Annotated in this window: 14 protein-coding genes; 11 read left to right on the top strand and 3 right to left on the bottom strand. The window is 71.2% G+C overall.

Annotation, left to right across the window (positions count from 1 at the left end; all coding sequences use genetic code 11):
- Window positions 1-13: 13 nt before the first annotated feature.
- The 6 genes from PSQ21_RS34915 (at window position 14) to PSQ21_RS34890 (ending at window position 5,576) form a co-directional block, all read left to right on the top strand.
- Window positions 14-634 carry a DinB family protein gene (locus PSQ21_RS34915; RefSeq protein WP_274035453.1) on the top strand — a complete coding sequence of 207 codons (621 nt, stop codon included), beginning with the start codon at window positions 14-16 and terminating at the stop codon, window positions 632-634.
- 99 nt (window positions 635-733) lie between these two features.
- Entirely contained in the window at window positions 734-1,567 is an 834-nt protein-coding gene (locus PSQ21_RS34910) for a PP2C family protein-serine/threonine phosphatase (protein WP_274035452.1), read from the top strand.
- Between the two features lie 63 nt (window positions 1,568-1,630).
- Complete coding sequence (locus tag PSQ21_RS34905) at window positions 1,631-2,656, top strand: MASE1 domain-containing protein (RefSeq protein ID WP_274036098.1); 1,026 nt, start codon at window positions 1,631-1,633, stop codon at window positions 2,654-2,656.
- Window positions 2,657-2,971: 315 nt separating this feature from the next.
- A complete protein-coding gene (locus tag PSQ21_RS34900) occupies window positions 2,972-3,166 on the top strand; it encodes an antitoxin (RefSeq protein WP_274035450.1) in 195 nt (64 codons plus the stop codon).
- A 267-nt stretch (window positions 3,167-3,433) separates the two neighbouring features.
- Window positions 3,434-5,041, top strand: coding sequence for a sigma-70 family RNA polymerase sigma factor (locus tag PSQ21_RS34895; RefSeq protein ID WP_274035449.1), 1,608 nt, complete (start codon window positions 3,434-3,436; stop codon window positions 5,039-5,041).
- Between the two features lie 157 nt (window positions 5,042-5,198).
- Complete coding sequence (locus PSQ21_RS34890) at window positions 5,199-5,576, top strand: VOC family protein (protein WP_274035448.1); 378 nt, start codon at window positions 5,199-5,201, stop codon at window positions 5,574-5,576.
- A gap of 105 nt (window positions 5,577-5,681) precedes the next feature.
- Here PSQ21_RS34890 and PSQ21_RS34885 read toward each other — a convergent pair whose 3' ends face one another.
- Window positions 5,682-6,023, bottom strand: a complete 342-nt coding sequence (locus PSQ21_RS34885; RefSeq protein WP_274035447.1) for a hypothetical protein — start codon at window positions 6,021-6,023, stop codon at window positions 5,682-5,684.
- Window positions 6,024-6,065: 42 nt separating this feature from the next.
- Window positions 6,066-7,739, bottom strand: a complete 1,674-nt coding sequence (ctaD, locus tag PSQ21_RS34880) for an aa3-type cytochrome oxidase subunit I (RefSeq protein WP_274036096.1) — start codon at window positions 7,737-7,739, stop codon at window positions 6,066-6,068.
- On the opposite strand from ctaD, the gene PSQ21_RS34875 reads away from it, so the two are divergent.
- The 4 genes from PSQ21_RS34875 to PSQ21_RS34860 all read left to right on the top strand — a co-directional run bounded on the left by PSQ21_RS34875 (window position 7,677) and on the right by PSQ21_RS34860 (window position 10,368).
- A complete protein-coding gene (locus PSQ21_RS34875) occupies window positions 7,677-8,759 on the top strand; it encodes an NADPH-dependent F420 reductase (RefSeq protein ID WP_337961693.1) in 1,083 nt (360 codons plus the stop codon). The two genes, ctaD and PSQ21_RS34875, sit on opposite strands and share 63 nt — an antisense overlap.
- 210 nt (window positions 8,760-8,969) lie before the next feature.
- Entirely contained in the window at window positions 8,970-9,488 is a 519-nt protein-coding gene (locus tag PSQ21_RS34870; protein WP_274035442.1) for an SRPBCC family protein, read from the top strand.
- 90 nt (window positions 9,489-9,578) lie between these two features.
- A complete protein-coding gene (locus tag PSQ21_RS34865; protein WP_274035441.1) occupies window positions 9,579-10,073 on the top strand; it encodes a hypothetical protein in 495 nt (164 codons plus the stop codon).
- 67 nt (window positions 10,074-10,140) lie between these two features.
- Window positions 10,141-10,368, top strand: coding sequence for a hypothetical protein (locus tag PSQ21_RS34860; protein ID WP_274035440.1), 228 nt, complete (start codon window positions 10,141-10,143; stop codon window positions 10,366-10,368).
- A 160-nt stretch (window positions 10,369-10,528) separates the two neighbouring features.
- Here PSQ21_RS34860 and PSQ21_RS34855 read toward each other — a convergent pair whose 3' ends face one another.
- The gene (locus tag PSQ21_RS34855) at window positions 10,529-11,719 is read right to left on the bottom strand and encodes an enoyl-CoA hydratase/isomerase family protein (RefSeq protein ID WP_274035439.1); all 1,191 of its coding nucleotides are present in this window, start codon (window positions 11,717-11,719) and stop codon (window positions 10,529-10,531) included.
- 288 nt (window positions 11,720-12,007) lie between these two features.
- Here PSQ21_RS34855 and PSQ21_RS34850 point away from each other — a divergent pair, with 288 nt between their 5' ends.
- Complete coding sequence (locus PSQ21_RS34850) at window positions 12,008-14,137, top strand: SpoIIE family protein phosphatase (RefSeq protein WP_274035438.1); 2,130 nt, start codon at window positions 12,008-12,010, stop codon at window positions 14,135-14,137.
- Window positions 14,138-14,334: the final 197 nt, after the last annotated feature.

Here is a 14,334-nt window from a genome sequence, read left to right as displayed (position 1 = left end):
GCACGCTCCTCCGATGGCCCTTCCACTCCGCCTGATTCCGCTCCTGGAACAGTTCGACTTCGCCTGCGAACGGCTCCTCGCCCGCCTGGCCGGCCCCGTCATGGACAGCGGCAACGGCACGGACATCGGCGTCACCCCGCTCGATGACGACGAGCTCCTCTGGGAGCCCGTGCCCGACTGCTGGTCCGTACGCCGTCGCGGCGACGGCCCCGGGGCGCGGGCGACCGTACTGGCGGGAGCCGGGGACTGGGGGCGGGACTCGGCGGACTCCCCGCATCCGTTCCCCCCTCCGTTCACCACCCTCGCGTGGCGTCTGAGTCATCTTGCCGAGATGCTCACCCTCCGTGCCGACCACACCCGTGGCGGCAGGACGCTCACGCGCGACGGCTACCGGACTCCGGGCGACGCCGCCGGGGCGGTGGCCGCCTTCGAGACCGCGTCCGCCGCCTGGCGCGAAGCCCTGCTCACCGCCGACGACGCGGCCCTGGACACCGTCGGCTACAGCACCTATCCGAACGGCAGCGACGCCGAGGACCTCTTCGTCGACGTCGTCTGGTGGGTCAACCAGGAGGTGCTGCACCACGGTGCCGAGATCGCCCTGCTCCGCGATCTGTATCGCGCCCGGCCGTCCTGAGCGGTGCCCCGGGCCGGCGGGGACGCGAAAGCGCCCGCAGTCGCCGCTCGGGGTCGCCCGCCCTATGATTCAGGGACATAACGCACCGCGGAGCGGCACATGAACCGGCGTCGGACTCCCCGCTCAGCTAGCGCCGAAGACCTGCTCAACACCTTGCAGAACCTCACTGCCCGCGCTCGGCGCGAAGTGGAGTTCCACCAGGCCAGGGTGGAGCTCGCGCAGGCACTCCAGCGCGACATGCTTCCGGCGGCCCTGCCCACGCTCCCCGGTCTCCAGTCCGCGGCACGCTACGCGCCCGCCCGCCACGGCCTGGACATCGGCGGCGACTGGTACGACGGTTTCCCGCTCGCGGACGGGACCCTCGGCTTCGCCATCGGCGACGTACAGGGTCATGATGTCGAGGCCGCCGCCTTCATGGGACAGGTCCGTATCGCGATGCGGGCCATCGCGGGCACGGCGTCCGATCCGGGCGAGGTCCTGGGCCGGACGAACGATCTGTTGGTGTCCGTGGACTCGAGCCTCTTCGCCACCTGCACCTTCATGCGTCTGGACCCGACGACCTGGGAACTGCACTGCGCGCGGGCCGGGCACGTGGCATGCGTGTGGGCCACCTCGGAGGGCCGTTCCGGCGTCACCGAGGACCCGGGCGGTATGCCGCTGGGCATCGAGCCCGGCGAGGGCTACCCCGTCACCCGGCGCACCCTCGACTCGGACGGGGCGATCGTGCTCCTCACCGACGGGGTCGTCGAGGGGCCCTCGCTGCTGATCGAGGACGGCCTGGAGCGAGTACGGGGGCTGGTCGCCTCGCACGTCGGTGCGAGCGCGGCGCAGCTGGCCGACGAAGTCCTGCGCGCGACGGAGGTGACGGGGCACGAGGACGATGCCGCCGTACTGGTCCTGCGGCATGCTGCGGCTCGCCGCGGGCCGCGGTGACGCCGGACCGTACCGCGCGTGTCACCTGCCGAGTCCCGTCACGGTCGGTGTCTGATGAGGGGTGTGATCCGCACCGAGGAAGCCAGACGCCGGGCCGTGTACGTGGCGCAGATCCTGGGCGTGGCCGCCGCCTACTACCTGTCGGGGCATCTCGGGCTGATGCGTCAGGTCGTCGTGGACGGCGCGGTCGTCACGCCTCTGTGGCCCCCCACCGGGATCGCCCTGGCCGCGCTGCTGTGTCTGGGCGTCCGCGTCTGGCCGGGCATCGCGCTGGGCGCGCTGCTCACCGTCCTCGAGACCGGCAGCGCGTTCACCGTGAGCAGTCTGGCCATCATGTTCGGCAACACGGTCGCCCCGCTCGCCTCGTACGCCCTGTTGCGGAAGGTCGGTTTCCGCAGTGAGCTGGTGCGGCTGCGGGACGGCGTCTGCCTGGTGTTTCTCGGGGCGTTCGCGGGGATGCTGATCAGCGCCGGCATCGGGAGTTTCACGCTGCTGCTCGACGGCAAGGCTCCGCCGGGACGGTACTGGCTGGTCTGGGCGTCCTGGTGGGCGGGGGACGTGATGGGGGTCCTGGTGGTCACCCCTGTGCTGCTGGTCCTGCGCGGGGTGCGGTGGCCCCGCCCGTCCGACCGGTGGCTGGAGGCGTCGGTCCTCGCGACCGTCGTGGTCGTGTCGTCGTTGATCGCCACGCGCAGCTCGCTGTCGATGATCTATCTGGTGTTCCCCGTGATCATCTGGGCGGCCCTGCGCTTCCAGCTGCCCGGCAGCGCTCCGTGCGCCCTGGTCGTCTCGGTGCTCGCCATCATCGCCGCGACGGATGGACTGGGGCCGTTCGCCGGGCACAGCCTGATGGAGATCATGGCCAACCTCTCGCTGCTCAACGGCAGCGTCGCGCTCACCGCGCTGCTGCTCGGGGCCGTCGTCGCGGAGCACAAGAACATCCGTCGCGAGACGGAACACGCCGTCGAGGAGCTGGAGGCCCTGGTGGAACGGCTGGCGCCGCTGTCGGGGCCGGCCGCGGCGCGGTACGAGGACCGACCACGACGGCATGGACCGCTCGACGGCGGTCCCCACCCGGATCACCGATAGCACGGTGGCGCACCGGTGACTCCAGGGGCCGGGGCGCCGGCGGTCAGTACGGCAGGGGGCGCCCGGACGGGGTGCGCAGATCCAGTGGCGGGGGCCCCGAAGGGGGCGGGGGACGACGGACGACGACTCGGATGCGGCCCATTGCCACCACCTCCTCCTGGTCAACCGGTATGTGCCCAGTGGGCGCCGCTTCACACGTCCCATCCTCCTCCGTCCCACCTGTCGGCGTCCTCGTCGTGCCCGGCGGGGATGCGCGCGGTGCTCGGTGCGGTGACCCTTGAGGTGGTGGGGGCGCAGAGTCGACGAGGAGGACGCATGTCCGCACTGGACAAGATCAAGAAGATGCTCAAGGGTCACGAGGAACATGTCGGCAAGGGCGTCGACAAGGCCGGCGACATGGTCGACGACCGTACGAAGGGCAAGTACAAGGGCCACGTCGACACCGCCCAGGACAAGCTCAGGCAGCAGTTCGGGACGGACCGCGACCAGGACGGGCCGCCCCGCACCTGAGCCGCCCCGCCGGCGACCGTACGGCTGCCGTACGTCCCGCGCACCGGTCCGGGCCACGGAGCGCTCTCCGTGGCCCGGACCGGTGCGCGGAGTGCGTTCCGGCCTGACGCGCGCACCGCCACCACCGGGGCCGCCGTGGCCCTGTGGCGGGGTGCGGCGGGCGAAGTTTCCGGGGTTGCCCGCCGGATTGTTGTTATCGCCCCGCCCGCACCCCGTCTCCCGAGTGTGGGAAGTGACAGCACCGGACCCCGGAAGAGTGAGCACAGCATGGGCAAGGATCACCCGACGGTCTTGATCGCGGCGGCGCGGAGCGGCGATCAGCAGGCCAAGGACCAGCTCGTCTCGGCGTACCTGCCGCTGCTGTACAACGTGGTCGGACGTGCGCTGGACGGTCACGCGGACGTGGACGACGTGGTGCAGGAGACGGTGCTGCGCATGCTCCGGGGGCTGCCCGAACTGCGCGACCCGTCGCGCTTCCGTTCCTGGCTGGTGGCGATAGCCATGAACGAGATACGCGCGCACTGGCGCGAGAGGCAGTCGGGTGCGACAGCGGCGGACCGGCTGGACGCCGCGTACGACCTGCCGGATCCACGGGCGGACTTCGTCGAGGCGACGATCCTGGAACTGGGCCTGACCGGCCAGCGCCGCCAGGTCGCGGAGGCGACGCGCTGGCTGGACGAGGACGACCGCGCCCTGCTGTCGCTGTGGTGGCTGGAGGCCGCCGGGCACCTGTCCCGCGCGGAGGTCGCCGCGGCTCTCGGACTCTCCCCGCAGCACACCGCCGTACGGGTGCAGCGGATGAAGGCCCAGCTGGAGGCGGCGAGGGTCGTGGTGGGCGCACTGGCGGCCGAACCGCCGTGCGTGTTGCTGGAGGACCTCGCCACCGGCTGGGACGGCGTACCCTCCGCCCTGTGGCGCAAGCGGCTGGCCCGCCATGCCCGCGCATGCACGGTGTGCGCGGGACTCCGCTCGGGGCTCGTGCCCGCCGAAGGGCTGCTGGTGGGTCTCGCCCTGGTCCCGGTGGCCGCGGCGGGGGCGGGGGCCGCTCCCGAACTGCTCACCACGGCTGCGCACCTCCAGGCGCCCGGCCGGGGCTCGCACGGCGCCGGGGCGGGGCGCGCGGAGCGCAGACGGGTGCAGGCCCGGCGGCGCCGTCGTAACTCCGCCGTCGCCGCCGTGGTCGCGGTCGCCGCGCTCGGAACGGGCGGCGCAGCGGTACACCTCTACACCGACGGCGACGACCGGGACGCGACGACCGTCACCGCCGACGCTCCGGCCCCCCGCTCCCAGGCGCCCACGTCGGCCTCACCGATGCCGTCCGCCTCTCCCCCGCCCACCGCGTCCGTGTCGCCCAGCGCCGCCCTGTCGCCGAGCGCTTCACGTACGCCCGGGGCGAAGCCGGAGAAGGGCACCCCGCCACCGCCCGCGCCCACCACCGCCGCCCCTGCTCCGGCCCCGAAGCCAGAACCGCCCGCGCCCGCGCCGCCCGCCCCGGCGGGCACGGCCGAGCAGGTCACCGAGTTGGTCAACGCGGAGCGGGCCAAGGAGGGCTGCGGACCGGTGACCGTCAACGACCGGCTCAACACGGCCGCGCTACGGCACTCCGCCGACATGGAGGCCAAGGACTACTTCTCGCACACCTCGCAGGACGGCAGGAACCCCGGCGACCGGATCACCGCCGCCGGCTACCAGTGGTCCACCTACGGCGAGAACATCGCGAAAGGACAGCGGACCCCGGCCGACGTGATGCGGTCCTGGATGGACAGCCCGGGGCACCGCGCGAACATCCTCAACTGCTCCTTCGAGGAGATCGGCGTGGGGAAGCAGGACTCCGGCGGCGGTCCGGTGTGGACGCAGGTGTTCGGGGCCCGCTGAGACCACGCGGGGCGGCACCCAAGGGCCCGGCCCCACGGTCCCGGGGTGCCGCACCGGGCGGCGTGGACACGGCCAGGATCGGCGGGCCACCCCTCAGGGGACCTGACGATCAGACCGGCCCCTGCCGGGCGGCGTCCGGGGCCCTTAATATGCGGCCATGATCGCTGAACTGGAGTGCGTGGTCCTGGACTGCCCGGACCCGAGGGCCCTGGCCGGCTTCTACGCGTCGTTGCTCGGGGGTGAGGTCGACCGCCCCGACCGGCGGTGGGAGTGCGACGCGGACTGGTCCACGCTGCACACACCCGGCGGGCTCGTCGTCGCCTTTCAGCGGGTGGCCGACCACCTGCCGCCGCGCTGGCCCGGGCAGGACCCGCCCCAGCAGTTCCACCTGGACTTCCGCGTCACCGATCAGGAACGCGCGCACGAGGAGGTTCTGGCACGCGGGGCGTCCCTGCTCGACGCCGGAGACGAAGGACGCGGCTGGCGCGTGTACGCCGATCCCGCCGGGCACCCCTTCTGCCTGGTGAAGAGCTGACCGTTCCGGCACCGCTCGCGCGCCCCGGGTCCGCCCGGGGCGGCCGACGACCGGCCGCCCCGGACACGCCGGACCTCGCGGCACCTCACCGCGGCTCGCGCGGTGTCAGCGCAGGACCAACGTCAGCGCCGTCCCGAGGCAGGTCGCCGCGCCCACCGCGCCGGCCGAGACGGCGACGCAGCGGGCCCGGAGCCGGAGGTAACGCCCGGTGTACTCCTCACGCAGTTCGTCCGCGCGGTCGCGGACGCGGGTGAGCGACTCCCGGGAAGCGGCGACGCGCTCGGCGATGAACACCCGCTCGACGTCCTCACGCTGCGCCGTGGTCAACCAGGGCAACCGGTCGGTGAACCGCCGTGCCTGTCGTCGCGCCCGCTCCACCTCGGCGTTCCACAGCAGAAAGCCCTCCAGTTGCGCCAGGCCCCGGGCGCAGTCCTTGTCGGGTTTCACCCTGTCCTCCTCTCCCTCGCACGCGCATGGCTGGGACCGTGTTCACTCGTGCTTGTCCCCCGGGGCGACGATCGTGGAGTTCTGGGGACGGTTGGTGGCTTCTTCCAGCGAACGGAGCGCCGGGTGGTGCAGGTCGAACGCCGGGGATTCGGAACGGATCCGCGGCAGGGTGACGAAGTTGTGCCGCGGCGGCGGGCAGGAAGTCGCCCACTCCAGCGAACGGCCGTAACCCCACGGGTCGTCGACCTCGATCTTCCTGCCGTACTTCGCGGTCTTCCAGATGTTGTAGAAGAACGGCAGCATCGACAGGCCGAGAAGGAAGGAGGAAACAGTGGAGATCGTGTTCAGCGCGGTGAAGCCGTCGGCGTCGAGATAGTCCGCGTACCGACGCGGCATGCCCTCGGCGCCGAGCCAGTGCTGCACCAGGAACGTGCCGTGGAATCCCACGAACAGTGTCCAGAACGTCATCTTCCCGAGGCGTTCGTCCAACATCTTCCCGGTGAACTTCGGCCACCAGAAGTGGAATCCGGCGAACATCGCGAACACCACGGTGCCGAATACGACGTAATGGAAATGGGCGACGACGAAGTACGAGTCGGAGACATGGAAGTCAAGGGGCGGTGAGGCGAGGATGATCCCGGTCAGACCGCCGAACAGGAAGGTGACCAGAAACCCGACCGCCCAGAGCATCGGGGTCTCCACGGAGAGGGAGCCCTTCCACATCGTTCCGATCCAGTTGAAGAACTTCACGCCGGTCGGCACGGCGATGAGGAAGGTCATGAACGAGAAGAACGGCAGCAGCACCCCTCCCGTGACGAACATGTGGTGCGCCCACACGGTCGCGGACAGGCCTGCGATGGCGATGGTGGCCGCGACCAGGCCGATGTAGCCGAAGACCGGTTTGCGGCTGAAGACCGGGAAGATCTCGGTGACGATGCCGAAGAACGGCAGGGCGATGATGTAGACCTCCGGGTGGCCGAAGAACCAGAACAAGTGCTGCCACAGCAGGGCGCCGCCGTTGGCCGCGTCGAAGACGTGCGCACCGAACTTGCGGTCGGCCTCCAGCGCCAGCAGGGCCGCGGCGAGGACCGGGAAGGCCAGCAGGACCAGAACACCGGTCAGCAGGACGTTCCAGACGAAGATCGGCATGCGGAACATCGTCATGCCGGGTGCGCGCATGCAGATGATCGTGGTGATGAAGTTGACGGAGCCGAGGATCGTGCCGAAGCCGGAGAACGCGAGGCCCATGATCCACATGTCGGCGCCGATGCCCGGCGAGCGGACCGCGTCATTGAGCGGGGCGTAGGCGAACCAGCCGAAGTCCGCGGCGCCCTGCGGGGTGAGAAATCCGGCCACCGCGATGAGCGAGCCGAAGAGGTACAGCCAGTAGGCGAGCATGTTCAGCCGGGGGAACGCCACGTCGGGCGCGCCGATCTGCAGCGGCATGATCCAGTTCGCGAATCCGGCGAACAGCGGCGTCGCGAACATCAGTAGCATGATCGTGCCGTGCATCGTGAACGCCTGGTTGAACTGCTCGTTGGAGATCAGTTGAATACCGGGCCGGGCCAGCTCGGCCCGCATCACCAGCGCCATGAGCCCTCCTACGCAGAAGAACGCGAAGGAGGTGACGAGATAGAGCGTGCCGATGGTCTTGTGGTCCGTGCTGGTCATCCATTTGATGACCACGTTGCCGGGTTCGCCGCGCCGTACCGGCATTTCGTCCTGGTCGGCGGTATCGGTCTCCACCGGTTGCGAGATGCCCCTCGTCGTCACTACGACGCTCCTTCGGTCGACGGCCCGTGTGGACTCGGCGACCAGAATGGACCCGCGGCGATCGGTGCGGTGGGACATCCTTCCCCGTCCGGGGCGAGCGGCCGACAAGGACACTCAAATGGCCTACGGCGAGCGCTCCGGCCTCGGCCGACGCGTCCGAAAGATGGCGTCAACGTCCGGGATCCGATCAGATATTCCCTCGTGAACAACGGAATAGCCACTCCGGCGCCGGAGTTGGTGAATCGACAGAACCACTTCTCTCCTCGCTCCTGTCCACTCGGCACGTTTCGGAAGGTCGGATCCATGAAGATCGGCATCATCGGCGCGGGCAACATCGGTGGCAACCTGACGCGCCGTCTGACCGCACTCGGGCACGAGGTCGCGGTCGCCAACTCCCGCGGCCCCCACACACTCACCGCCCTCGCCGAAGAGACCGGGGCGAAACCGGTGGCCGCCTCGGAGGCCGCGCGGGGCGCCCAGGTGGTCGTCGTCACCGTGCCCCTGAAGGCCGTGCCCGATCTGCCCGCCGGATTCCTCGACGACGCGGCGGAGGGAGCCGCGGTCATCGACACGGGCAACTACTACCCGCGGCAGCGCGACGGCCGCATCGCCGCCATCGAGGACGGGCTGCCCGAGAGCCGGTGGACGGAGCGGCAGATCGGCCACCCCGTAATCAAGGCGTTCAACGGCACGTACGCCCAGGACATCCTGGACCGGGGCCGTCCGCGGAACACTCCCGGCCGGCAGGCGCTCCCGGTGGCCGGCGACGACCCGACGGCCAAGCAGGCGGTCCGCGACCTCATCGACGCGCTGGGCTTCGACACGGTCGACAGCGGCGGCCTGGACGATTCGTGGCGCCAGCAGCCCGGTACTCCGGTGTACGGCAGCCAGGGCGACGTCGACGCCATCGTGAAGGCCCTCTCGGAAGCGTCGCCGGAGCGCACGGCGGAGTGGCGCGCCTGACACCGGGCGTCACGCGGGAGGGACGACCGGGCGACCATCCGGCCGGGCGGGAAACGGGGATGTGCGGGCCCTGTGCTCCGGACCTCCTCCCGCTACCCGCCTCACCATAGAATCTACTCGCAAGTAAGGTATGGGTCCCGGGTGCCTGCCCACGGCCCGTACGGCACCTGGGCGTGGTCCGTCGACGGCCGTGGACAAGGGAGTGGCCCCATGCCCCGCATCATGTCCGTAGCCGACAGCATCCTCATCGCCGCCACCCCGGCGCAGGTCTACGAACAGCTCAGCGACCCCACGGCCATGGGGCGTTGGAGCCCCGAGAACCATGGTGCGACCGTGCACGGCGATCAGCGCGGTGCGTACGTCGGCATGGTCTTCGAGGGCCGGAACAAGCGCGGTGCGGCACGCTGGACAACACGGTGCACGGTGACGGCGGCCGACCCCGGCGAGCGCTTCGCCTTCCGGGTGCACGCGATCGGTCTGCGGCGCCCTCGGCTTCCGGGGCCGATCGCCACGTGGGAGTACCGTTTCGAGGAGGTGGACGGTGCGACCCGGGTCACCGAGACGTGGACCGACGACCGGCGCCGCTGGCCCGACTTCCTCGCCCATGCCTTCGACCGCGTGGCGACGGGCGGGAAGACCTTCGCGCAGTTCCAGCGCGGCAACATCCGTACGACGTTGAAGCGTCTCAAGGCGGCCCTGGAGGCGGACGCCCGGGGCACCGGAAGCTGAGCGGAGGTCGCGCTCAGGGTCGGGGCAGGGCTGCCCGGTGTTCTTGCCCCCGGTGCACACTGGGCACGGTACGGAACGCGAGGGGGACGCATGGGCATCGGGGAGAACAGCGGATTCGAGCCTGCGACCGGTGACGGCCCACCGGCCGCCGAGCCCCCGGCGGCACGAGCCGCTTCGGTGCGGACCGCGTTCGATGGGCTGCTGCAGATCCGCCGGCTCACCGGGGCCGGGCAGCCCGACCCTGTGGCCGCACCGGCTCCGTGGGAAATGAACCGCCCGGTCAGAGCGGTCGCGTTGGCGCTGGAGAGGTCGGGTGCCACCCCTTCGGCCGTGGACCCGTCGGGACGCCGCGTATCGGCCGGATACCGGGTGAGCGACGGGGAGTCGGCCGGTTCGGTACGGGTCGAGTGGACCGGGCCACCTGGCAGTGGCGCGGCTCACGACGAGGAGGAAGCGCTGGCCGGCTGCGCTTCGGCCTTGCGGGAACTGGGCTGGACGGTGCTGCTTTATCGGGGTCCGCGCAAGCGACGTTACCTGGAGGTGGAACCGCCGGGCGGGGTGTCCGGAGGGCACGGCCGAACCTGAGGGGCGGCGTTGTCAGACCCATGGGGGATGCTTGACGGTCCGACAGCTCTGACGAGGAGATGCTGAGATGGACAACGACGAGCTCGCCGCGGCGCAGGCGTACGTCCGCCTGCTGGAAGCCACCCGGGCAGCGCTCGCGGACCCCGACGACGCCCCGGTCTACCTGCCGCTGCTCACGTCTCCGATGAGGGAGGCCGACCGTGCCCTGCGCAGCGCGGGGCTGACCGGCAACGAGGACCGGCTGTTCGCTCTCGTACGGGCATTGCAGCCGAGCCTCTCCGGCAGCGACGGTTAAGGGCTGTCCCGCAATTCCCGGTGGATAGGCGCGCGGCGTCAGATGCGGTGCATCGCAAGGCGGAGGGACGTCCGCATACTGGATGTATGTGGACGTTCCGACAACGCGGCGAGGTGCCGTAGCTGTCGTCGCGCGCCCGCCGGGAATTGCGGGACAGCCCTTAGGGGCGGGCTTCGAAAGTCCTGCCTGCTCGGCGTTCCTTTCGCAACACGCCCAGGCGCAGCGGGGGTGCGCCTGCCGGCCCGCCCTGTCCGGCCTGCCCCTCGTCGACGGGGGCGTGTGCAGGCTCCGGAGCGAGTCCGAGCTCCTGTTCGCCGGGGCCGAGCGGTGCGAAGAACCGGGCGACCTCCTGGTCGTCGACCTCCACGAGGGAGCCCGGCTTCCACTGCGGTTCGTTGTCCTTGTCGATGATCCGGGCTCGCACGCCTTCCACGAAGTCGGGGTGTTCGAACACCCGGCTGGAGACACGGAACTCCTGATCGAGCACGGCCTCCAGGCTGTCGAGCCGGGCTGCCCGGCGGACCGCGGCGAGCGTGACCTTGAGCGCGAGCGGCGACTTGGTCAGGAGTTCGTCCGCGGCCGCCTCCGCCGCGGGAACACCGCTGTCGCGCAGCTGTCGAAGGATGTCCTCCACCCTGTCCGCCGCGTAGCAACCGTCGATCCAGTCGCGTTGCGCCGCGAGCTCACCGGGCGGCGGCTCCGTGGCGAAGCGCTGGACGATGTCCGCCACCGACGTGTCCGGACCGGCCGGCTCGCCCAGCGCGTCGGTCAGCTCGGGCAGAAGACGGGCCGGGACGTGGTGATCGGCCAGACCGCAGAGAACGGCGTCGGCCGCCCCGACGGAGCGTCCCGTGAGCGCCAGATGGGTGCCCAGTTCGCCGGGGGCGGCGGCCAGCAGGCGAGTGCCCCCGACGTCGGGCACGAAGCCGATCGCGGTCTCGGGCATGGCGACGCGTGACCGTTCGGTGACGACACGGATCGCGGAGTGGGCCGACACTCCGACCCCTCCGCCCATCACGATGCCGTCCATCAGTGCGACGTACGGCTTGGGGAAGCGGGCGATGCGGGCATTGAGGCGGTACTCGTCACGCCAGAACTCCAGGGAAGCCCGTCCCGAGGCCCGTGCGTCGTCGTGCAGGGCGCGGATGTCGCCACCCGCGCACAGACCCCGGTCACCGGCCCCGGACAGCAGTACGGATGCGATCGAGTCGTCCTGCTCGGCAAGGGACAGGGCCTCGTCGAGAAGCCTCACCATGGTGTGGCTGAGGGCATTGAGCGCCCGGGGGCGGTTCAGCGTGAGGCGCAGGCACGCGCCCCTCTTCTCCAGCAGGACGGGCTGGTCGTCGTTCATGCGTGCGCTCCGCTCGCCGGGCTCGTGGACACGTGCGTCGCCCTCCATGATCGCGGAAGGCCGTCGGCCGCCACTCCGCGCCCCCGGATCGGTGCCGGGAGCCGCGGGGCCGGTGGAGGGCGGGACCGGGGACCCGTGCGCTCGGGAGCGGGCACGCGGGAGCGCGAGGCGGCGCGGGCGTAAGGCATCGCGGGCGAGCCCTGTGGCACTCCGATGGATGCGGCTCGACAATTGAGGCCTACGGGGTCCGCCGACGTGCGGCCCCGCCGGACGACCTCCGGAGCTGGAATGACCGACGACGAACGGCCGCAGGACGCCGAAGCCCCTCCGCTCCGCCGGATCGACCGGAAGTCCAACGGTGAGATCCGGCCGACGGAACGCCTCGCCATGAATCGGACCGGCAGTTTCGACTGGGACCTGGACACCCGGACACTGGACATCGACGAGGCCGGGCTCATGGTGTTCGGCGTGGATCCGGCGACGTTCGACGCGCGCCCGGGGGCACTGCTGGAGCACCTGGAACCGGCGGAACGGGCTCGGCTCGACGTCACGATCGACGAGGCCATCACCGGCGGCAGCAATTCCTACAGCGTCCACTTCCGGGTGCCGCTGGACGACGGGACCACGCAGTGGACCCATGTCCAGGCCCGCATCCTGCGATCGAAGGACGGGATGGCACACAGGATCGTGGGGGTCGTCCGGGACGCGACGGCGGAGGTCACCCATTCGGCCTTCGTTCTCGATCTGGAAAAACGACGACAGCGCCAGACCGATATCGTTGAACGGACAACAAGTGCCATGTCCCGCGCGGTGACCGTGGACGACGTGACGGCCGCCCTCACCGGGCCCGGCGGGCTCGCCCGGCTCGGCGCCGACGGTCTCGCCCTGGGACTCGTGGAGAATTCCGCTCTGAGCATCGTCGCGGTGAGCGGCGAGTCGCTCGAGGTCCTCGACGGGCTCGGCTCCGGCGACCTCGACCGCAACCTCCCCCTCGCGGACACCATCCGCAGCGGACGCCCCCGGTTCATCACCTCTCTCGCCGCGCTCGCCCGCCGCTACCCGGAACTGGAACCGCATCTCGGCAGGCTGAGATTCCGGGCGGCTGCCTACCTTCCCCTGGTGGCCCAGGCCCGGTCGCTCGGTGGTCTGGCGCTCTTCTACCGCGAGCGCACGGTGTTCAACGCGGACGAGCGCATTCTGTGTCTGGGCCTCGCCGCCATCGTGGCCCAGTCCCTGCAACGGGCGATGCTCTTCGACGAGGAGCGGGAGTTCGCCACCCAGCTCCAGTCCGCGATGCTCCCGCCCCGGATACAGGAGGTCGAGGGCGGCGAGATCGCGGTCCGGTACCACGCGGCGTGGAGCGGCCGACAGGTCGGTGGCGACTGGTACGACGTGATCACCCTGCCCAAGAACCGTTACGGGCTTGTCGTGGGGGACGTCCAGGGGCACGACACCCACGCGGCCGCGATCATGGGCCAGTTGCGTATCGCCCTGCGCGCGTACGCCGCCGAAGGGCACCCGCCGGCCACCGTGCTGGCACGGGCCTCCCGCTTCCTCGCCGAACTGGACACCGAGCGCTTTGCCACCTGCACGTACGCCCAGGTCGACCTGGCGACCGGAGCGGCGCAGGTAGTACGGGCCGGACACCTCGGCCCGTTGATCCGCCACCTCGACGGGCGGGTCGGCAGCCCGCAGGTGCGCGGCGGGCTGCCGCTGGGAACCTCCACGGACCTCCAGGACGAGGAGTACCCGGAGACCCGCCTGGACCTGGTGCCCGGTGAGACCTTCGTCCTGTACACGGACGGACTCGTGGAGGAGCCCGGAGCCGACCTCGATACCGGCATCGACGCGCTGCGCAACGAGGTGAGCACCGGGCCCGCCGGGGCCGAGGCGCTGGCCGATCACCTGTCGGAACGGCTGTGGGAACGGTGGGGGTCGGGGGACGATGTGGCGCTCCTCGTCCTGCGCCGCAGCCCCGACGTGGGGTCGTCGCACGCGCCGCGGCTGCACCAGTACATCCACCAGGCGGACCCGGAAGGGCTCTCGGACGCCCGCGCGACCGTGCGCCAGGCCCTCGCCGACTGGGACATGGCCGAGTTCGCCGACGATGCCGAGCTCGTCACGGGCGAGTTGTTGGTGAACGTGCTCCTGCACACCGAGGGTGGGGCGGTCCTGACCCTGGAGGTGCTGCCCGACCCGGTACGGCGGGTCCGGCTGTCGGTCCAGGACCGGTCCAGCGCCTGGCCCCGTCGGCGTAGGCCGGGCGAGACCTCCACCTCCGGCCGGGGACTGCTCCTGCTCGACGCGGTCGCCTCGCGCTGGGGGATCGAGCCGAGGGGCGAGGGCAAGGCCGTCTGGTGCGAGATCGGCCCCGCTCCCCCACCGGCCACCGCACCGCCGCCGGTCGCGGAACGGTGACGGCCGTACAGGCGTGTGCCGCGTCGCCGCGGTGGTACGGCACACCCCTCGGAGCGGGGCGCGGCCCGGGGAGAGGGGTGAGCCGCGCCCGGGCCCGCGCGGGTGACATCTCAGGGCGGACAGGCGACAGCAACGGCCACGAGTCCCCCAGCGCCGCTTCCGGCCATGCGAGCAGGCCTCATGCGAGCAGGCCTCAC

The organism is Streptomyces sp. MMBL 11-1 (genome assembly GCF_028622875.1).
Taxonomy (GTDB): Bacteria; Actinomycetota; Actinomycetes; order Streptomycetales; family Streptomycetaceae; genus Streptomyces.
Note: the sequence above shows the minus strand (reverse complement) of the source record. Positions and strands in the feature narration are given on the sequence as shown.